Raw genomic sequence first — 20,550 nt, 5'->3', positions numbered from 1 at the left:
TTCGGAACTGGTCGCAATGCTGGAGGCGGACAGGATGCCCGTGCTCGAGACCAGGCGCAGATGGTTGACTGTCAATCGGATTCTTGTTTCAACTCGAATTGAGGTAGATCTGTGATCACACGCAAGACGCTCCACATCCCCGAGCTCGGTTCGGCGGGTCTCGACATTCCCTATTTCGAAATTGTCGGGAACAGGGACGGGCCGCAGCTGACGCTGATGGCAGGGGTCCACGGAGCGGAGTACACATCGATTGCGGCGGTTCGGGAATTTATTCGTGACCTTGATCCAGATGCTGTCTCTGGTCGGATTGTTGCCATACCAATCGTTAATGTGCCCGGCTTCTGGGCTCGTTCTGCCTTCGTCGTTCCGGCCGACGGCAAGAACTTGAACCGGAGTTTCCCCGGCGACCCGAACGGGACCTACACCGAAATTCTCGCCCACCACGTTTTTGACACGTTCATTGCCGGCACAGACTATCTCGTGGATCTCCACGCCGGTGACCTTCCGGAATCGCTCGAGCCGTTCAGCATGTTCGAGGAGTCTTCTGTGGAGGACATATCGCGCGGTCTTGCGGTGTCGTACGGCCTGGCACACATCATGCGACAGAGCGCAGCGGTTCGTACAGTGGCCGGCAGCAGCTGCGCGGCAGCCGCCGATATCGGTGTCCCGGCGATCATCGCCGAATCCGGCCAGAACGGACTGCTTGACCGTTCGGCGATCGACAGGCACCTGGCGGGCCTCAGAAACCTCTCACGGAGCATCGGCGTGCTCGACGGTGCCCCGTGGCCCGAGCGCAACCTTCATGAGCACGAGGGATGGCATTGGCTGCGCACCGACAGGGAGGGTTGGTGGCAACCTGTTGTGGTGACGGGCGCATCGGTTGCTGCAGGCGAGCTCTTGGGCACAGTGAGCGACGTCTGGGGTGACGTGTTCGCCGAAGTGCGAGCGCCGGAAGTCGGCACAGTGCTGTTTCTCACCAGCAGCCCGGCGGTCTCTGCCGACGGCCTGTTGCTCGGGCTTGCGCGCGGCTGAAAAGCCACCACGTGGCAGACAGCCGGCCAGATTACCGGAGGGGCGCCGCGGGGCTGCCGACCCGAACATCCACTCGATCCATCAGTCGATGGCGCGAGTCATGCGCAGGTAGGCCGGATGTTCGGGGTCGCCCTCCAGAACGCGAAACCCCAGGCTGCGATAGGTGCGCATGGCCGGATCATTTCCGGTGACGACGTTCAGGTCGATTCGGCTGAGACCGAGGCCTTTCGCCGCCTCGATACCGGCCCCGACGAGGAGTCGCGCCAGGCCACGGCCACGGGAGCCCGGTTCGATCATGACGCGGGCGAACCGCCCGACCTCCGTCGAGGTCTGCACCAACTCGATGTGTCCTACCGGCTTCTCGTCAGGCTCCAGAACTGCGGTCCAGGAACGGATGTCTTTGTTCAGAGCACGGTGCGCAAGATCCTGTTCGACGAGTGGCCAGGGCTCGGTTGTGCCGCTGAACAGGTAGAAGTCATTCACTGTGGGTACCCACGAGATGAGTTCAGCGTAGTCCTGAGCGACAAACTTTCGCAGGCAGATGGCCAGGTCTTGTTTCACGGGGATACTCAATCTGTGGTGGGCGCTCGCGCCGCCAGTTCAGGGAATGATCGGGGATCGCCGCGGTACAGCGAGCAAGGCTTCGATGCGCGCGGCAATCGTCAGCAGAGCGGCGTCGGAACCGATCGGTCCGACGAGTTGGATTCCGATCGGGAGGCCGTCGCGGCTCCATCCGCACGGCAGGACCAGGGCCGGATCACCGGTCAGATTGAAGACCGAGGTGAACATTCCCTCAGCGGCCCCCTTCGCCGTGTCAGATGGTGGCGTTGTGGCGGGTGCAACGAACGGCGCCGCGGGGGTCAGGAGCACATCGATCTCGCCATAGAGGTGCTCCGAATCCGGCAAAATGGCCTGCCTCTCGGCCATGGCGGCGTCGTACTGTTCGCGGCTCACCGTTGCGGCCCCGCGCAGCATGCGCAAAGTTTCTGCACCATAGTGCTCTGGGTCTGCCCTGATCCGGTGGCCGTGAACCTGCCAGGCTTCATACAACAGGATGTCGTCGAACAGGGGCTGGAGCTTACTGAAGATCGAGCCGTCAACCTCGATGATCTCGCAGCCGGCAGCCCGGAGCGTTTCCACGGCGAGGGTGACAGCATCCGCGACATCCCTCTCCAACTCAACTGCCTTCAACCAGGAAGTGATGACCCCCACCCGCAATGGGTGTGCTGGCAGTGGGTCAGAGCACTCCAGACCAGTGAGGGCACTGAACACCCTCCGTGCGGTCGAAACAGTGTCACTCAGAAGGCCAACGTGATCGAGCGTCGGTGACAACGGCTCGACGCCATCGGTGGGGAGTGCCCCATAGCTCGGCTTGAAGCCCACTGCGGCACAGTAGTGTGCGGGGATCCGGATCGAACCGCCGGTATCGGTTCCGAGCGCAACCGGGCATGCGCCGATGCCCACGAGTGCCGCCGATCCGCCGCTGGAACCGCCAGCAGTGCGTGTGAGCGAGTACGGGTTGAGAGTTTCAGGAATAAGCGGGTGCGTCGCCCCGGCCGCGTATTCAAGCATCGCGGTGGCGGCAAAGACCACGGCTCCGGCCTCACGCAGCGCGGCGACGACCGGAGCATCGGTTCGCGCCTGCTGCCCCTTCATCGCCTCGGGGTTTCCGTTGCCGCGTGGGTGCCCGGCGATATCGATAATGTCTTTGACGGCGACCGGCAGATTGTGCAGGGGGCCCGCCGGCACCGGGGCGGGCGGACTGAACAGCGCGACCACGGCATTGAGCGTGCGGCCCGCCCCGGCGGCACGCTCGTACGCAAGGCTCAGACTCGCTGTGTTCGGATTCATCGCCGGCTGGCTCTCATCTTCAGTCAAATTCTCGCCCCTCGATCCCTGTCTCACAGAATGTTACGTGTCTTTCAGGACGAATGATGGATGTGACGGGCCTCCGCGCCCACTGCCGATGACGGCTGCGGGCGCGGAGGGTGAGTCGCTGTACTACTTCGTCTTGTAGATGTCCTCGACGTGGTAATTACCCAGCGGAGTGACGTGGAAACCCTGAACCTTGTCCGTGGACGCATAGGCGTACGGGGAGTAGTAGAGGTACGTGAGGAATGCATCCTCGCCGGTCACCGCCTGCAACTCTTTGTACAACTCTGCCCGCTTGTCCAGGTCAGCTTCCTGCTGCGCCTGCTTGTTGAGGGCGATTGCCTTCGGACTGTTGTAGAAGGTGCTCGACGAGTTCGCACCCGAGGCCGGGTCGACCGCAAAGGACGTCCACTGGTCGGGGTCGGGAATGTCCATCGTCCAGGCAGAGAGGATCATGTCGAAGTCGGAATCAATGTCTGCCTGCAGTGCGGCGGTCGCCTCAAGTTGCTTGATCTCGATGGTGATTCCGATCTCCTTGAGCTGGTCCTGCATGATCTGCGCAACGGACGCGCGGTTGGCATCCCCGGAACGAATCAGCAAAGTCGTCGAGAAGCCGTTCGGCTGGGAAGACATTGCAAGCTCGGCCTTGGCCTGCTCAACGTCGTACTGGATTCCGGTCGCGTTCTTGTCGTAGAACGGGGTACCGGGTGACAGCAGGGAGTTCGCTGGTTCGCCGTTGCCAAACAACACCGCATCGACAAGCGCGGCGCGGTCTATCGCGAACGCGATCGCACGGCGAACGTGCACATCCTCGAAGGGTGCGCGCTGCTGGTTGATCTCCACGAAATCGTGCTGGGTCGATGGAAAAGCATCGACTTTGAGGCCCGGGGTGCTGCCCAGTTCGGCGAAGCTCGACCAGTCTGGAGTCGTGTTGATGTCGATCTGACCACCCTGCAGCTGGAGCTTGCGGGTGTTCGCGTCTGGGACGACATTCCAAGTCACGCTGTCCAGATACGGTTTGCCACTCTGCCAGTAGTTGGGGTTCTTGACCAGAGTGAGTGACTGGCCCTTCTTCCATTCGCCCCACATGAACGGGCCGGTGCCGATGGGCGATTCATAGAACTCGTCGACCGTCTTGCCGCCATAGTTCTCGGGAATGATGGCGTTGCTGAACATCGACAGGTCGGCGATGATGGGCGCCCACTGGTATTTGAGGTCGAATTCGACCGTGGAGTCGTCCACGACCTTCACTTCTTTGATAGCGGCGTTGACGTAACCCCATCCTGTCTCAGCCGTGGCCGTGTCCTGATCGATCGAGAACTTGACGTCTTTGGCGGTCATTGGAGTGCCATCGGAGAAGTTGACCCCCTCACGCAGCTTGACCGTGTAGGTGAGCCCGTCTTCAGAAACCGTGTAGCCGGTTGCGAGTAGAGGCTCCAGATCCTGGCCGTCTGCACTGACGGTGAACAGGGATTCGCCCAACTGCTGGAAGACATAGATCGAGTTGTTGTTGAATTGCGAGGCGGTGCTGTTCATCGTGATCACATCACCGGCCCGGGCGATCACCAGATCACCTCCGAGAACCGGACCGGCGTCGCCCGCAGGGGTGCTGGCCGCCGGATCGGCGGTTGCGCTGCACCCGGTGACAACCAATGCCGTGGCCGCTAAGAGGCCGACAAATGTTAAAGGACGTGTTTTGTTCATAAGTTCTTCTCGTGTCTCCGCTCGCTGTCGCGCGCTCTGTCTCTGGGGAACGAACTGCCTGTATTTCCGATTACAGTATCATCAAGAATTTTGTTCTTTATAACGATTGGAACACTCCTGTGGGGGGCGGGCTACGGTCGAAGTCGGGCGAGAGGTGACTATCTGCCATGGGGTGAGGGTCGAGAGCGCGGGCTGAGGTATATTCACGCCTTATCGTGTTTCTAATGTTATAAATCAACCCGAATCTCCTGCTAATGTAATTGAAAATACAGGCACTGGTGTGTTCGGACTGCGCCGTCTCCCGACGGGGCAAACCGAATATCGGTTCTGCAGCGTCCTGAAGGAAATTCAGCACTCGAAGGAGAGTGAAACAGTACATGAGAAAGAAAAACCGAATCGCGTTCGTTGGATTTCTCGCAGCGACCGCCCTGGTATTGACGGGTTGCAGTGCGGGCACGGCAACCGAATCGCCCAGCAGCGGAGCACCGAGCGAAGCCGGCGGCCCGGTCATGGGCGGCGATCTTGTCATCGCGCGAGGCCCGGACGCCCTGACCATGGACAGCACGTCAGCGCAGTTCGAGAACTTCTCGATGTCGGTCTTCCAGCAGATGGGGCAGTCGCTGTTCAGCCCGACCCCAGACGGCCAGGAACTTGTTCCTCTTCTGGCCACCGGTTTCACCGTGTCTGACGACGGCCTCACCTACACCATCCCGTTGCGTGATGACGTGACGTTCTCGGACGGCCAGAAGATGACGTCCAAGGACGTCAAGTTCTCCATCGATCAGGACACGGCCACCGCTGACACCGGTTGGGGCTTTGTCAACGCCGCAATCGACAAGGTGAACATCGTCGACGATTACACAATCGACGTCGTTCTCAAGTATCCGTGGGCGCCGATCATTGCCGACCTGTCAATGTTCAGCAACGCCATCGTGCAGGACAACTACGGCGGAAAGACCAAGGAGCAGTATTACGAGGCTCCGGTCATGACCGGACCGTTCATGTGGGGCGAGTGGAAGAAGGGCCAGTACCTCAAGCTCGTCAAGAACCCCACCTACTGGGAAGCCGGCAAGCCGTACCTTGACAGTGTGTCGTGGAACGTCGTGCCCGATGCCAATACTCGCAAGCTCCAGCTGCAGGGTGGCCAGATCGACATCAACGACACTCCCGACTGGTCAAGCTTCGCATCGTTGAAGGAAAGCCCGGGCGTGGAGGTCTACGCCTTCCCGTCGACCCAGATCGATTACGTGTCGATGAACGAAGACCGCGAGCCGTTCGCTGACGTTCACGTGCGCCGCGCCATCGCGTATGCGATCGACCGCGACGCACTTGTTGAAGCCGTGTTGTTCGGCAATGGCGAGCCTGCGAACTCCATGCTGTCACCCGGAACCCCGTTCTACGACAAGGATGCACAGGGCCCGACGTACGACGTGGCCAAGGCGAAGGAAGAACTCGCACTCTCGTCCAAGCCGAATGGTTTCTCCACCACGCTGTTGATCCGTTCCGGCAACGCCAACCAGGCTGCCACATCGCAGATCATCCAGGATGAGCTCAAGGAGATCGGTATCACAGTCGAGATTGTGCAGCTCGATCCGACGGCGAACAAGAAGGCCCGTCAGGCGATGGAATATGACATGGCGTTCTCTGCCTGGACCATGGACATCCCGGACCCCGACCAGTGGACCACCTTCGCTCTCGACCCGAAGGGTGGTGCGCACTCCGCGTTCACCAACTACAACAACCCCGAGGTCATTGCGCTGAACAATCAGGCGCAGCGTGAGAGCGACCTGACAAAGCGGGCGGACCTGTACAAGCAGATCCAGAAGCTCACCGGTGAAGATGCGTTCCTGGCCTACCTTTACTACTCTCCGTACGCCTTCGCGTCAACGGACAAGGTCAAGGGCTTTGAGGTGACTCCGCTCGGTAACTACCACACCGAGAACATCTACAAGACAAAGTAATCTCAACCCAGCGGCGGGTGGCTCGAACCCGAGCCACCCGCCGCTGCCCACTTCTTACCCTCTAGATATCTTCGGGAGTGTCGATGCTCCATCGGCTTAGCTTCATTCCAGGACGGTTGCTCCAAGCGATCCCGGTCGTGTTCGGGGTGACTCTGCTTGTCTTCTTCATGGCACATCTGTTGCCCGGAGACCCTGCCCTGGCGATTCTGGGTGACAAGGCCACTGAGGACAGAATCGTGGCCTTGAGGACCCAACTCGGACTGGACAAACCACTGCTGGTGCAGTACGGGTTGTTCCTCTCCAACATCGCTCGCGGCAACCTCGGGGACAGCCTCACCTATCAAGTACCAGTCAGCAGCTTGGTGCTGGAGGCGGTTCCCGTCACACTGTCACTGGTCTTCTTCGCCCTGATACTGGGCTTGCTGATCGGGATCCCGCTCTCCGGAATCGCGGCGGTGAAGCCAAACAGGCCAGCCGACCTGGGGGTGCGGGCCTACACGCTGGTGGGACAGGGAATGCCCCAGTTCTGGGTCGGCATTATGCTCATCCTGTTTTTTTCGCTCAAGCTGCGCCTGTTCCCAGTCGGTGGTTACGGTCAAACTGCCGCTGACCACCTGTACTACTTATTCCTACCGGCATTGACGCTTGCGATCGCCCTTTCTCCGACACTCATCCGAAGTTTGAGGTCGTCCACGATCAACGTGCTGGGTTCGGAGTATGTTGCGACGGCTCGGTCGAAGGGAAGTGGGGGAGTCGCCCTCTTTCGACAGCACGTCTTACGCAACGCCATCATCCCGACCGTGTCCATCATGGGTGTCAACCTGGGTTATCTGGTTGGCGGTTCCATCGTCATCGAGAAGGTCTTCGCCCTGCCAGGGCTCGGATCGCTCATGCTCAACGCGATCTTTTCACGAGACTTTCCCACCATTCAGGGCGTCACATTGTTTGTTGCGCTGTTCGTCGTCGTCGTTGGCATCCTGACTGACGTCGTCTACACGCTTTTGGATCCCCGAGTGAACTTCAGCAGCAAGGAGCGAGAATGAGCACGCCGACCGCGATCCTCGCGGGTTTCCAAGCGAAGCGTCGGGCCACTCGATCCCGCACTCTCAAGCCGTGGTACAAGAATGGCTCACTGGTTGCCGGGATGATAATCGTCGGCGCTCTCGTCCTGATGGCGATCCTCGCACCGATCATCGCACCGTATGATCCCATCCAGCAGAACCTGACGAACACGCTTCAGGCTCCGAGTACCTCCCACCTGCTGGGCACAGACAAATACGGCCGGGATGTTCTGTCCCGCCTCATCTGGGGTGCGCGTGTGAACCTTCGGATCGGGTTTCTCGCTGTCCTGATCCCCTTCGTGTTCGGCTCCATCCTTGGCGGGCTGGCAGGATACTTCGGCGGCTGGCTCGACGCGATTGTCATGCGTGTCGTCGATGTCTTCTTCGCCTTCCCGTTCTATGTGATGGTGATCGTACTGGTGTTCATCCTCGGCTCCGGCGAGGCAAGCATCTACCTGGCGATTGCCGCGGTCTCCTGGGTCTCATACGCGAAGATCGTGCGTGGGGAAGTCATTGTCGCGAAGAAGCAGGATTATGTTGTCGGGGCGCGGTTGGGCGGAATGTCACACGGCCGGGTACTCGTGAGACACATAGGTCCGAACGTGCTGTCCCAAGCAATCATCTACGGCATGAGCGACATTGTGATGGACATCATGGCTGTCGTGACCCTCGGCTACCTGGGTCTCGGCATCGCCCCACCGACCGCTGAGTGGGGGAGCATGATCCTCGACGGGCAAGAGTTCATCACCACGCTGTGGCAGCAGGCGACCATTCCAGGGCTGATCGTGGTTGTCACAAGCCTTGGCGTCTCTTTCCTGGGGGACGGTCTTTCTGATCTCCTCAGCCCCGATCGGAGGAAGTAACCATGACGGAATCTCCTTTACTCAGCGTCACCGACCTCGTGCTCGGCGTCAAGCGCTCCAAAGGCTCTACGGTCATCGTCGATGGCGTCAGCTTCGATGTGGCGACCGGAAATCGGTTCGGCATCGTCGGTGAGTCGGGCTCCGGCAAATCGATGAGCCTGCGTGCCATCGCGAACCTGCTGCCGGCGGGCGTGAACGTCATGTCAGGCAGCATCAAATACAACGGTGAAGAACTCGTCGGGATGAATCGCGTCAAACGCCGTCGACTCATGGGCCCGGAGATCGCCATGATCTTCCAAGAACCCATGACCGCGCTGAACCCGGTGATGCGCGTCGGGGACCAGATCGCCGAAGGACCTCGCCGGTACCTCGGCCTGTCGCGCAAGGCTGCGATGGAACTGGCTGTCTCGATGATGGCACGGACCGGTATCCCGGACCCGGCCAAACGTGCCCTCGCCTATCCCCACCAGCTTTCCGGAGGATTGCGCCAGCGCATCATGATCGCAATGGCGATCTCCTGTCGCCCGAAGCTCATCCTGTGCGACGAGCCGACGACCGCGCTGGATGTCACCGTGCAGCACCAGGTGTTGCGGCTGCTTGAAGAACTCTGCGACGACTTCGGCGCCTCGCTCGTTTTCGTCACTCACGACCTGGCTGTGGTCAACCAGACCTGCCGCGATCTTGCAGTGATGTATGCCGGTCGCATGGTGGAGACCGGCGCGGTCAAAGATGTCTTTCGTGATCCTAGACATCCTTATACCAAGGGGCTGCTGGACTCCGCCCCCGACTTCGACCAGCCGGGCCGTGCGCTTGTGCCGATTCCAGGATTTCCCCCCAACCTCGCCCACCGCGAGAACGCGTGTTCTTTCGCGCCGCGATGTCCGTTCGTGCAGGAGCGCTGCCTCGAGGGGGCCCCGGTGCTTGAACGCGTCGAAGACGGCCGGGAGTCCGCCTGCTTCTTTTCGGACGAGATCTTCAAGAAGGTGAGAGTATGAGCCCCGACACCTCGATATTGCGAGTCAGCAACGTCACGAAGACCTATCATTTGGGAAATGCCCTGCTCGAGAAGTTCTCGAAGAACCCCGAGAGCAATTCCGCACTCACAGCCCTCGACGGCATCGACCTCCAGTTGCGCAAGGGCGAGATTCTCGCCCTGGTCGGCGAGTCTGGCTCGGGCAAGTCAACTCTCGCGAAGATTCTGGTCGGCAGTGTTGCGGCGTCGACCGGTGAAATTCAATACCAGGGTTCGCCAATGCCCGCACGGCGCGGCAAAGACGTGACCCGACGCATCCAGATGGTTTTTCAAGACCCGTATTCGTCGCTGAATCCGCGCATGAGCGTCGGGGCTGTGCTCTCAGAACTTCTGCTGCTGCACAAAATCGTGCCCCGCCGGGAAGTGCGGGCCGAGAGCATTCGTTTGCTGAACCGCGTGGGAATGGAAGAGGACGCGTTGGACGCGTACCCCAGCCAGTTCTCCGGTGGCCAGCGGCAACGCATTGCGATCGCCCGGGCACTCGCAGTGCGCCCGGATGTCTTGATCGCCGACGAGCCGGTGTCTGCGCTGGATGTCTCGGTGCAGGCTACGATCCTTGAACTGTTCACCACACTGCGCGATGAGCTGGGTCTGAGCATCCTGTTCGTTGCACATAACCTGGCGGTCGTTCAGCACCTCAGCCAGCGAGTGGCGGTCATGTATCTCGGGCGAATCGTCGAGGTGGCGGACACCGCAGAGATATTCTCGAATCCGCGCCATCCATACACGCGGGCATTGATCGAGTCGATCCCGCGAATGACTGCCGAAGGCGCCAACGATGGCATCGTGCTCGAGGGTGAGCCGCCCAGCCCGTTCAACATTCCAGCAGGTTGCCGGTTCAATCCACGGTGCTCGTTCGCCCAGGTTGCGTGCACTCTGACAGACCCCGCCCTCATGCCTGTCGGCCCCACACACGAAAGCGCGTGCATTCGCGCCGACGAGTTGCCGATATTCTCGTCCATCCCCATCCACCAGGAGGAATTGTGAAAGTTTGGATCTCGTTCGATATGGAAGGTGTCGCAGGTATTGTCGACTGGGAACAATGCCGTCCCGGGAGCGGTGAGGCGTACACCTTGGGCTGTGCGCTGCTTCAAGATGAAGTCAACGCTGCCATCGAGGGCGCCATCGCTGGAGGTGCGACGGAAGTCGTACTCAACGACTCGCACAGCCGGATGGCCAACCTCGACCCGCGAAAGATCGCGGGCAATGCGCAATACATTTCCGGAAGACACAAGCCCTATTACATGATGCAGGGCCTCGATGGAAGCTTTGATGCCATATTCTTCCTCGGTTACCACGGGTCCATTTCGGGCAAGACTTCCGCAATGAGCCACACCTACAATCCGGAGGTCTTTTCTGGGGCCAAGGTCAACGGGCGCTACGTGGGAGAGAGCGGAATCAACGCCCTGGTCGCCGAACACTACGGCGTGCCGATTGCACTGGTGACCGGCGATTCGGTCACCGCAGACGAAACTCGCCCGTTCGCCGAGGGTGCCGTGAACGTCACCACCAAGGAGTCGATCAGCCGGTTCAGCGCAAAGAACCTGCATCCCACGGAATCCTGCGATCTTATTCGCGCCGGTGCCGAAGAAGCCATGCGCAAGGTCGCCGCGGGAAAGATGCCGCTTCCGGGTCTCGCCAGTCCGTCCACCCTCGATCTGGAGATGCAGACCGCGGACATGGCAGATGTCGCGACTTGGGCCCGAGGTACCGTGCGAACCGGAGACCGTCAGGTTCGGATCGAGAGCGAGAATCTGCTCGAAATGTTCGAGTCGTTCGTTGCCGTCAACTACATCACGCGCCAGGCCGGAGGACGCTGAGTGAATCCGGCCGAATCGAGATCTGAGAAAACTGAGGAGAACACGAGCATGCGCGTATTCACAGTCGAACCGGCGCCAGCCGGCTATTCACTCGTCCTGCACGGCGGAGCCGGCGGACGATTGTCCGAGCTGTCCCTTGACGAACAGGGACGATACTCCACAGGTCTGACCGACGCGTTCCTCGCCGGCGAGCACGTACTCGCCGCAGGAGGAAGCGCACTTGATGCCGTTTGCGCGACCGTGGAGCAGCTGGAGAACAACCCACTGTTCAACTCGGGTCGGGGTGCCGCGCTGACGGCAACCGGACAGGCCGAGCTCGACGCGTCAGTCATGACCGGTGACGGGCGGGCTGGCGCGATTGCCGTATCACGGTACGCCAAGAACCCAGTGCGACTGGCGCGCAAGGTGATGGAGGAGTCTGAGCATGTGCTTCTGGTCGCCCCGACCAAAAAGCTTGTCGAGGACTGGGGGCTCGAAAGCGTTGAAGCCGACTACTTCATCACTCCTCTTCGGCAGGATCAGTTGAAGAATGTGCAGGCGAAGCTTCTTGAGGGCTCTCGTCACGGAACGGTCGGGGCTGTTGCGCTCGACGTCCATGGAAACTTGGCGGCAGCAACCTCCACGGGAGGAATGGTCAACCAGAGCGATGGTCGCGTTGGCGACACTCCGATCATCGGCGCAGGCAACTATGCCAAGGACGGTGTGGTTGGAGTGTCGTGCACAGGCGCAGGCGAGGCTTTTATCGAGGGGGTTGTCGCACACGAGATTTCTGCTCGGATGCGTTATGCCGGTACCGCAGTCGACGATGCCGTGAGCGCGACGATCGAAGCGGAACTCGCGACCCGCTCGGTGGATGGCGGCGTTATCGCCATTGACGCGGCCGGTCGTATTGTCGTGGCCCATAACTCGCCCGCCATGTTCGCGGCGTACCGGGACGCTGAACAATTGATCACGCTGACGTAAGATGCTCAGTTTCGGTGGCTCGATGATACGGTGTCAACCGGCGACGGCGTAGCCGGCGCGGTAGGTGAAAATGTATAACGTTGAAGGGACCGCAATGCTGCGCATCGAAGAGATCGTCTTTGCGCGAATGGACCAGCTGAGCCCGGCGGAGAAAAAGGTTGCCCGGTCGCTGCTTGCTGATTACCCGAGCGCGGGGTTGGCGAGCGCAACAGCATTGGCAGATGCCGCCGGTACGAGTACACCGACCGTTCTGCGGTTTGCGGCCCGGCTGGGATACGGGAGCTACCCCGAATTCCAGAAACAGTTGCGTGACGAGATCACCCTGCAGGCCAGCAGCCCGGTGAGCAGAGCGACCCAGGCGTACGTCGAGCGTGCCGAAGGCAGTCATTTCCAGAGGGCCGTCTCCGAACGCATCAGCCTGGCCGAACGCCTGCTGACGAGTGTGCCGCCAAGCGAATTTGACGAGGCGGTTCAGCTGTTGTCGAATTCGCCGAGACACGTCGTGATCTCCGGGGGGTATTTCACCCGGCAGATCGCCCGGCTCCTGGCGTACCAGCTTGACCAGATCATCCAAAACGTGGATTTCGCGGAAGAGCCTCTCGGCCACGACATCAGCAAGTACTTGAGATTGCGCAAAGACTCAGTTGCCATCGTCTTTGATTTGCGCCGGTACGAGCTGCGGGCGAAGCAGATCTCTGGCATGGCGAAGAAGCACGGCGCAACCCTGATTGTGATCACCGATCAGGAGCTGTCGCCCAGCGCCGAGCTCGCCGACGTGGTTCTGCCGGTCCCAGTGGATGGGATTCCCTTCGATTCCGACGTCGCCCTTCTGACGCTGGTCGAATGCCTGGTCGAAGCTGTGTTCCGTGAGATCGGCGACAAGGCCTTAAAGCGTATGGCCCTGTACGAGGACGCGATCCAGATCCATCGTGCATTTCGGGGGACAACCGACCAGATCGTTCCCTAGCCGGGCTCAGTTACTGGCTTCGCCGTAGTTGAAAGTGGTTGTGCAGCCGCCGTCAACCGTCACGATCGAACCGGTCATGAAGGATGCGCCGTCGCCGGCCAGGAAAAGTACGGCGTCTGCGACCTCGGAGGGCTGAGCCTGCCGGCCGAGCGGTTGCATTCCGGCGGCCTTTTCGCGGCGGGCTGTGGCCTCGGCGATCTGTTCGGCGTTCAGGCTCGACCGGCGACGACCGAGGCTAGTGTCGATGTATCCGGGACAGATGGCGTTCACACGGATCTGGTCGTGGCCGTAGTCGACCGCCAACTGCCTGGTGAGATTGATGATGGCGGCCTTCGAGGCGCAGTAGGCCGGAGCGTTGGGTGCACCGACGAGGCCGTAGGTCGACGCGATATTAACGATGCGTCCGTCGCCCTGTGCGAGAAAGTGTGGGATAGCGTATTTGGAGCACAGAAAGGTACCACCGAGGTTGACCCGGACGACCCGGTCGAAAGCCTCGGGGTCAACCTCGTGCAACCGTGCATAGCCCCCGCCTATGCCCGCATTGTTGACGAGGATGTCGAGGCCGCCGTAAGTCGAAGACGCGCTTTCGATAAGGTTCTGCGCCTGTTCGGGAACCGAGACGTCCGCAGCCACGAACGCCGCTGATCCACCCAGGTCACTGATTTCCTGGACGGTGCGTTGGCCGTCTTCCACGAGAACATCGGAGACCACGACTCGAGCCCCCGCGTTGGCCAGCGCCAGTGCAATTGCGCGTCCAATCCCGTTACCCGAACCGGTTACCACGGCGACCTTGCCATCGAAACGTGTCATCTGAATCTTCCTCTTTCGCTCAATTGTTGTGGCACCGTGCGTCGAGTAGAAGCTCTTCTCTCATCCTGCGGCGGTGTTGTCGATCTTCGCCCGTCGAGTCACGTAGTGATCGTAATAAATTGTGGAGATGGACTACGCTTGTAATCAATAATACATGAAGCAGGCTTCCCGAGAATGGACTCGCGAGGCTGATCTGAGTGAAGATTGGGTACTCATGGACGTCATCATCAACGGATGTCGCTTGAACGTGGAAGTGTTTGGTCCCGAGGATGGCCCGGTGCTCATCGCGCATCACGGCGGGGGTGGGATTGGTTCGTTGGCTGAGCCGAAGGCGACATTCGGTCCGTTGGCGGATCGGTTTCGGGTGATCGTGTTCGACGCTCGCGGCTGTGGCCTGAGCGAGGGTATTCCGCCGTATTCCCACGCGCAGTGGGCTGCGGATGTCGACGGATTGCGTCAGTGGGCCGGGGCGGACAAGATTGTGGTGGCCGGTGGCTCCTACGGTGGCTTCATCGCGTTGGAATATGCGCTCGCCTACCCTGAACACGTGTCAGCGATCATCCTGCGCGATACCTCTTCCGATTCGTCTGATGATGAACTGGCCTTCGAGTTTGCGCGCAACCAGGATCGTGTCGAGATCAACTGGGACAACTTCAACCGGTACTGGACGGGAAACATTCGCGACGACGCCGATCTGAAGGCGTGCTGGGCCGAGATGATTCCGTTGTATGACTTCGAGTACGACAAGGAAAAGTCGGATGCGGCCGTCGAGGCGGGCATCTACCGGCATGAGGCACACAACTGGTGCTTCCAGCACAATTCTCCGAACTACGACCTCAAGCCGCGCCTTCCTTCTGTGGTCGCGCCGACACTGGTCACTGTGGGGCGCAGCGACTGGGTGACACCGCTTTCTTCTTCCGAGACGATTGCGCGGCTCATCCCGAATGCAGAACTGGTGATCTTCTAGAAATCCGGACACTCGCCGCAGAAGGAGGAGCCGGAGAAGTTCCAGCAAGTCATGCGCGATTTCATCGACCGGATGTTCCCCAGCCCAGTTCTCTGATTGTCTCAATTGTTATATTTTCGCACGAAAGAGTTGCTAATGTAATTAGTAGTACAGATCGAGGTTGATCTCTGACGAGCAAGTTCGTACGCAGCTGTTCCTCACGATCTGTGAAACTCCGCGTTGTTCAGACCCGAATGGCGCGGCCCCAATTACGGATGAGAGAAGGCACGTGACGTGGCTGAATTGGACGGAATGGTTGCGGTCGTATCGGGAACCGCGCAGGGCATCGGACGGGCGATCGCGCAGAGTATCCGTGCTGCGGGTGCAATCGTGCACGAAGTTGACAAGGACACGGTCGATCTGAGCGATTCTGCCGCTGTCGAGGAGTTCTTCGCAGGAATCGGTGCCATCGACATTCTCGTCAATGTTGCCGGCGGTGTCTGCGGTCAGACCCATGTGCCCATCGACGAGGTCACTGACGAGTCGTGGAACGCGGTCATCGATGCCAATCTTCGCACCACCTTCAACTGCACCCGCGCCGCCGCACGTGTGATGAAGAAGCGGGGCTATGGACGTATTGTCAACATCTCGTCGGGCGCGGGACGCAGCGTCAGTCTCACCGGCATCCAGGCCTACACCTCGGCGAAGGCGGCGCAGATCGGTTTCACCCGACAAATGGCACACGAACTGGGCAAGTACGGCATCACCGTCAATTGCATCGCGCCCGGCTTCGTGCTCTCCAACCCGACCACCCAGAAGCAGTGGGAGAGCTACGGCGAAGAAGGGCAGCGCGCCCTCCTGGAGAACATTCCCGTGCGCAAGACCGGTTCCTCGGAGGACATCGCCCGAGGCGTGCGGTTCTTCGTCGCCCCAGACGCCTCATGGGTCAGCGGCCAGATCCTGTCGATCGATGGCGGCCACTCCCTCTTCTAAGATTTTCCGACACCCTGAATAGTCGACGAGCAGAAACGGCGCGTGAGAAAGGCATCATGGAAACGGCAATGCGGCCCACAGGTGAATCTTTAGCGGAACTGGGGGAACGATACTTTCGTACGCAACACACCTACGACCCGTACAACGCCACCCTGCTCGGCCTGCATGACTTCGACCAACTCCCGGGCGATCCCAGTCGCGAGGCCAGCATCGAAGCGGCCGACAGTTTCGCGGGCATTGCCGATGAGCTGGCCGCGATCGACGTGTCCACGCTCGACGAGAAGGATGTTCTGGATCACAACGTGCTCACCGTGCTGAACCGGGGGGCAGAGCGAGATGCACGCGATTCGCTCTGGGCGGCCAACGCGTCGGCGAAGAGTTACGTCAGCCGGCAGGGATTGGTCTTCCAGACCGTGCCGGTCATGACGATCACTGACGACGACGGTGCCGAGCGATATTTGTCACGCTTGGACGGTATTGGAGATTTCCTGCGCTCGCTCGGCGACCGATACGTCGAAGAGGCGAAGGACGGACGCACGCCGACCGCTCTCGGAGTGGACCACGCTGCCCGCCAGCTGGACGGCTACCTCGCCCTCGCGCTGGACAAGGACGCATTGCTCAAGCCCACGATCGCGTACAACGACGACGTCGTGACCCGTCGTGCCCGGGCGATGGTGGAGGATTCGATTCGCCCGGCCATGGTCGAACTCGCCCGGCGGTTGAGGGATGACCTGCTTCCGGTCGGACGCCCCGACGACATGGTAGGCATCCGTAATATCCCCGGCGGGGAGCACGGTTACATCGGTGCGGTGGCCCGCAACACTACAACAGACCTCACGCCCGAGCAGATTCACCAGATCGGGCTGGACACGCTGGGCGAGTTGCGCGCGCGGTGGAGCGAGGTCGGTCAGGGCGCGATCGGTGAGAGCGACTTCACCGTCATCGCGCAACGCATGCGCAGCGATCTGTCGCTGCGCTTCGAGAGCAGTGAGCAAATTGTGAAGGTCGCTGAGGATGCCCTCATGCGGGCGGAGGCCGTCCAGGACCAGTACTTCCCGCATTACGAGATTCCGAACTGCGTCGTCGAGCAGATCAACCCGATCGATGCCGAGAACACGGCCCTGGCGTATTACCGACCACCGGCTGTTGATGGCAGCCGTCCCGGTGCGCACTGTCTTCTCGCATCTGACCCACAGAGCCGCTTCACCTTCGAGTACGAGTGCCTCGCGTTCCATGAGTCGGTTCCCGGGCACCACCTGCAACTGGCAACCGCGCAAACTCTCGACATCCCGCGTTATCGAAAACATCTCGATGTGGAGGCCTGCAGCTTCAACGAGGGCTGGGGCCTCTACTCCGAACAATTGGCAGAAGAGATCGGTCTCTATTCCAGTGACCTGGACATACTCGGCATGCTGTCGTTCTCGGCGCTCCGTGCGTGCCGCCTGGTTGTCGATACGGGGATTCACTACTACGGCTGGTCGCGAGAGAAAGCCATCGACTTCATGTGGGAGAACACCGCCACCACCAAGGCGCACGTACGCAATGAGGTGGACCGCTACATCTCCTGGCCCGGACAGGCACTGTCGTACGTTATTGGCAAACGCGAGATACTGCGCCTGCGGGAAGGGGCGAAGGCTGCACTCGGGGGGCGGTTCACGCTCAGCGGGTTTCACGGCGCAGTTCTGGAGAATGGGGCCCTGCCGCTCTCGGTGCTCGAGCAGCAGATCGGCCGATGGCAGACGAAGGTCGCCCAGGGAAGCTGACGTCGCGCCACTCGCACACGAACCAACCCTCACGTAATCGGATCGTCAATACTAAGGAGTAAGAATGGACGTCATCATCAACGGATGTCGCTTGAACGTGGAAGTGTTTGGTCCCGAGGATGGCCCGGTGCTCATCGCGCATCACGGCGGGGGTGGGATTGGTTCGTTGGCTGAGCCGAAGGCGACATTCGGTCCGTTGGCGGATCGGTTTCGGGTGATCGTGTTCGACGCTCGCGGCTGTGGCCTGAGCGAGGGTATTCCGCCGTATTCCCACGCGCAGTGGGCTGCGGATGTCGACGGATTGCGTCAGTGGGCCGGGGCGGACAAGATTGTGGTGGCCGGTGGCTCCTACGGTGGCTTCATCGCGTTGGAATATGCCCTCGCATACCCGGACCATGTATCGGCCATCATGCTCCGCGACACGGCGGCTGATGGGAGCAACCTCGAACTGGCCTTTGAGAATGCGCACAACCAGGATCGTGTCGAGATCAACTGGGACAACTTCAACCGGTACTGGACGGGAAACATTCGCGACGACGCCGATCTGAAGGCGTGCTGGGCTGAAATGATTCCGTTGTATGACTTCGAGTACGACAAGGAAAAGTCGGATGCGGCCGTCGAGGCGGGCATCTACCGGCATGAGGCACACAACTGGTGCTTCCAGGAGAATTGGCCGACGTACGACCTTAAAGATGCGCTGCCATCGATCACCGTTCCGACGCTGGTCACTGTGGGGCGACGCGACTGGGTGACACCGGTGAGTGCCTCCGAGACAATCGCCAGCCTCATTCCGAATTCTTCACTGGTGATCTTCGAGAAGTCCGGACACTCGCCGCAGAAGGAGGAGCCGGAGAAGTTTCAACGTGTCATCCGCGACTTCATGGATCGCGCGATTCCGGTTTCCGTCGACTGACCGATGAGACGAGTCGAGGAGACGCGATGAAGATGGTGATAATCGGTGCCGGCGCAATTGGCGGCACGATCGGTGCTCACATGCACCGGGCGGGGCACGAAGTGCTCCTGTGCGACGCGGATGAGAGCCACGTGGCACAAATCCGCAGCAAGGGCCTACAGATCGAGGGCCCTGTGAACGAGTTCACTGTGCAGATTCCGGCGGTGACTCCTGATGGGCTCCCCGACACCATCCACCACGCGATCGTGGCGGTGAAGAGCCATCACACGCGCTCGGCAGCAGAGCTTCTGCGCACCCGCTTGAGCCCCGATGGCTACGTCTTGTCGGTGCAGAATGGGCTCACTGCAGATATTCTCATCGACGCCGTCGGCAGAGAGCGGGTACTGTCTAGCTTCGTGAACTTCGGGGCAGACGTGATGGGGCCCGGCCGGATCATGCAGGGGAACATCGGCACGTTCCGTGTCGGCGAACTCGGTGAAGGCCCCGCCACCGCCCGGGTCATCGAGTTGGCGGAGGCGCTGCCGTATGCCGAACCCACCGATAATGTTCTGGGATACCTGTGGGGCAAGGAAGCCTATGGTGCGATGCTCTGGGCCGGAGCAGTCTCGGACCTGTCGATCGCTGAGACGCTGAGACGGCCCGAGTATCGCCCGTTGATGATCAGGGTTGCCCGTGAGGTTCTCGCCCAGGCGCCGGTCGTGGTGGAGAGTTTCGATGGTTTCGTTCCCGACGACCTGGAGGGCTCGCTGGATCGTCTCATCGACTTCAATCTGCGAAGCGCCAAGTCGCACAGCGGGATCTACCGCGACCTGGCCGTGCGCAAGCGCAAGACCGAGATCGATGAAATGCTCCGCGATATCCGCGGGCCAATCTTTGACAAGATCGGTGAACTCATCCATGACATCGAAGAGGGCCGACGGGTCTGCGAAGTGGCGAACCTCAACGAACTCGCCGAGTTCGCCGCCACCCTTCCGGAGACATGACGAGGCGCAGCCTGCCACGGCCCTGAAGGCTGAAGCACTGCTGGCGGCAAATCTACGCACAGCAGCCCGGCTGGTGGCCGGGCATGGGAACAGAACGGAAATGGACAGTACTGAGATGGACAGCATGACACTGGAGGCCAGAAGACGATGAGAGTATTCGAGAGAAACTGGATGCAGATGGAGCAGTATCTCGAAACCGACGACCGCATCGTTCTGCCAATCGGTTCGACGGAGCAACACGGCTACCTGTCGCTTGGAACCGATGCGATCTTGGCCGAGCGAGTTTCAATCGAAGCCGCCGAACCCTTGGGTGTGCCGGTGCTTCCGGTGCTGCCCTTCGGCATGGCGCCGTACTTCACCGAGTACCCGGGCACCATGAGCCTGCGCATGAGTACGTACATCGAGGTCGTCCGTGACTTGCTCGACTGCATTGCCGGCCAGGGATTTCGCAGGATCGCGATCGTGAACGGACACGGCGGCAACTCCCCGGTCACTGGGCTCATCCGGGAGTGGTCGAGTGTTCCGCGCGAACGGTCAGTGGAGGTTTTGTTCCACAGTTGGTACAACGCCCCCGCAACGGCGGCCGCTGCCAGCAGGTTCGACCCCGATCAACTGCACGGCGCGTGGGTCGAGAGCTTCCCCTGGACCCGCATCGATGGGGTAGAGGTTCCTGAAGGAAGCAAACCTGTACTCTCGCGCGGGCTGAGCGGCAGCGTCGACCGGGTCGAGATGCGGCGGCTTTCTGCCGATGGTAGCCACGGTGGAGCCTACGAACGCCCGGACGCCGACATGGCCGAGGTTTGGAAGGCCGGAGTGACGGAAGTAAGAGACCTGCTTGAGAACGGATGGACTCAGCGATGAGAGAA

The 20,550-nt window shown here is 60.6% G+C and carries 19 protein-coding genes; 15 read left to right on the top strand and 4 right to left on the bottom strand.

The features are described 5' to 3' along the window. The first annotated feature begins 111 nt into the window (after nt 1-111). Complete coding sequence (locus DL891_RS03615) at nt 112-1,032, top strand: succinylglutamate desuccinylase/aspartoacylase family protein (protein ID WP_111719051.1); 921 nt, start codon at nt 112-114, stop codon at nt 1,030-1,032. Between the two features lie 81 nt (nt 1,033-1,113). On the opposite strand, the gene DL891_RS03610 is transcribed toward DL891_RS03615, so the two are convergent. The 3 genes from DL891_RS03610 to DL891_RS03600 form a co-directional block, all read right to left on the bottom strand. Beyond that, the gene (locus tag DL891_RS03610; protein ID WP_157962367.1) at nt 1,114-1,593 is read right to left on the bottom strand and encodes a GNAT family N-acetyltransferase; all 480 of its coding nucleotides are present in this window, start codon (nt 1,591-1,593) and stop codon (nt 1,114-1,116) included. 39 nt (nt 1,594-1,632) lie between these two features. After that, nucleotides 1,633-2,910, bottom strand: a complete 1,278-nt coding sequence (locus DL891_RS03605; RefSeq protein WP_157962366.1) for an amidase — start codon at nt 2,908-2,910, stop codon at nt 1,633-1,635. 123 nt (nt 2,911-3,033) lie between these two features. Then, nucleotides 3,034-4,608, bottom strand: a complete 1,575-nt coding sequence (locus tag DL891_RS03600) for an ABC transporter substrate-binding protein (protein ID WP_111719048.1) — start codon at nt 4,606-4,608, stop codon at nt 3,034-3,036. Nucleotides 4,609-4,985: 377 nt separating this feature from the next. Here DL891_RS03600 and DL891_RS03595 point away from each other — a divergent pair, with 377 nt between their 5' ends. From DL891_RS03595 to DL891_RS03560, 8 genes are all read left to right on the top strand, one after another. Further along, on the top strand, nt 4,986-6,569 hold the full coding sequence (locus DL891_RS03595) for an ABC transporter substrate-binding protein (RefSeq protein WP_111719047.1): 1,584 nt from the start codon (nt 4,986-4,988) through the stop codon (nt 6,567-6,569). A gap of 83 nt (nt 6,570-6,652) precedes the next feature. After that, entirely contained in the window at nt 6,653-7,612 is a 960-nt protein-coding gene (locus DL891_RS03590) for an ABC transporter permease (protein ID WP_111719046.1), read from the top strand. Then, nucleotides 7,609-8,493, top strand: a complete 885-nt coding sequence (locus DL891_RS03585) for an ABC transporter permease (RefSeq protein ID WP_111719045.1) — start codon at nt 7,609-7,611, stop codon at nt 8,491-8,493. The genes DL891_RS03590 and DL891_RS03585 overlap by 4 nt, the downstream gene beginning before the upstream one ends. A 38-nt stretch (nt 8,494-8,531) precedes the next feature. Then, the gene (locus DL891_RS03580; protein WP_198668753.1) at nt 8,532-9,488 is read left to right on the top strand and encodes an ABC transporter ATP-binding protein; all 957 of its coding nucleotides are present in this window, start codon (nt 8,532-8,534) and stop codon (nt 9,486-9,488) included. Beyond that, on the top strand, nt 9,485-10,513 hold the full coding sequence (locus DL891_RS03575) for an ABC transporter ATP-binding protein (protein WP_111719043.1): 1,029 nt from the start codon (nt 9,485-9,487) through the stop codon (nt 10,511-10,513). Before DL891_RS03580 ends, DL891_RS03575 begins: the two co-directional genes overlap by 4 nt. Beyond that, complete coding sequence (locus DL891_RS03570) at nt 10,510-11,346, top strand: M55 family metallopeptidase (RefSeq protein WP_111719042.1); 837 nt, start codon at nt 10,510-10,512, stop codon at nt 11,344-11,346. The genes DL891_RS03575 and DL891_RS03570 overlap by 4 nt, the downstream gene beginning before the upstream one ends. Nucleotides 11,347-11,394: 48 nt before the next feature. Next, nucleotides 11,395-12,309: an isoaspartyl peptidase/L-asparaginase family protein gene (locus tag DL891_RS03565; protein WP_111719122.1), complete on the top strand. Its 915-nt coding sequence runs from the start codon at nt 11,395-11,397 to the stop codon at nt 12,307-12,309. A gap of 70 nt (nt 12,310-12,379) precedes the next feature. Further along, nucleotides 12,380-13,276: a MurR/RpiR family transcriptional regulator gene (locus DL891_RS03560; protein ID WP_111719041.1), complete on the top strand. Its 897-nt coding sequence runs from the start codon at nt 12,380-12,382 to the stop codon at nt 13,274-13,276. Between the two features lie 6 nt (nt 13,277-13,282). On the opposite strand, the gene DL891_RS03555 is transcribed toward DL891_RS03560, so the two are convergent. Continuing rightward, nucleotides 13,283-14,086: an SDR family NAD(P)-dependent oxidoreductase gene (locus DL891_RS03555; protein ID WP_198668752.1), complete on the bottom strand. Its 804-nt coding sequence runs from the start codon at nt 14,084-14,086 to the stop codon at nt 13,283-13,285. 214 nt (nt 14,087-14,300) lie between these two features. Here DL891_RS03555 and DL891_RS03550 point away from each other — a divergent pair, with 214 nt between their 5' ends. The 6 genes from DL891_RS03550 to DL891_RS03525 all read left to right on the top strand — a co-directional run bounded on the left by DL891_RS03550 (nt 14,301) and on the right by DL891_RS03525 (nt 20,545). Continuing rightward, complete coding sequence (locus DL891_RS03550) at nt 14,301-15,053, top strand: alpha/beta fold hydrolase (protein WP_232818986.1); 753 nt, start codon at nt 14,301-14,303, stop codon at nt 15,051-15,053. Nucleotides 15,054-15,326: 273 nt separating this feature from the next. Further along, nucleotides 15,327-16,025 (top strand): SDR family NAD(P)-dependent oxidoreductase, encoded by a 699-nt coding sequence (locus DL891_RS03545; RefSeq protein WP_198668751.1) that lies wholly within the window; start codon nt 15,327-15,329, stop codon nt 16,023-16,025. Between the two features lie 56 nt (nt 16,026-16,081). Beyond that, nucleotides 16,082-17,788 carry a DUF885 family protein gene (locus DL891_RS03540; protein WP_157962365.1) on the top strand — a complete coding sequence of 569 codons (1,707 nt, stop codon included), beginning with the start codon at nt 16,082-16,084 and terminating at the stop codon, nt 17,786-17,788. A gap of 64 nt (nt 17,789-17,852) precedes the next feature. After that, entirely contained in the window at nt 17,853-18,701 is an 849-nt protein-coding gene (locus DL891_RS03535) for an alpha/beta fold hydrolase (RefSeq protein WP_111719037.1), read from the top strand. A 26-nt stretch (nt 18,702-18,727) separates the two neighbouring features. Next, on the top strand, nt 18,728-19,684 hold the full coding sequence (locus DL891_RS03530) for a ketopantoate reductase family protein (protein WP_111719036.1): 957 nt from the start codon (nt 18,728-18,730) through the stop codon (nt 19,682-19,684). A gap of 147 nt (nt 19,685-19,831) precedes the next feature. After that, nucleotides 19,832-20,545, top strand: coding sequence for a creatininase family protein (locus tag DL891_RS03525; RefSeq protein ID WP_111719035.1), 714 nt, complete (start codon nt 19,832-19,834; stop codon nt 20,543-20,545). Nucleotides 20,546-20,550 lie beyond the last annotated feature (5 nt).

Origin of the sequence: Homoserinimonas sp. OAct 916 (assembly GCF_003260275.1) — a bacterium.
Taxonomy (GTDB): domain Bacteria; phylum Actinomycetota; class Actinomycetes; order Actinomycetales; family Microbacteriaceae; genus OACT-916.
The sequence above is the reverse complement of the archived record's forward strand: the minus strand, read 5'-3'. Positions and strand labels throughout refer to the sequence as shown.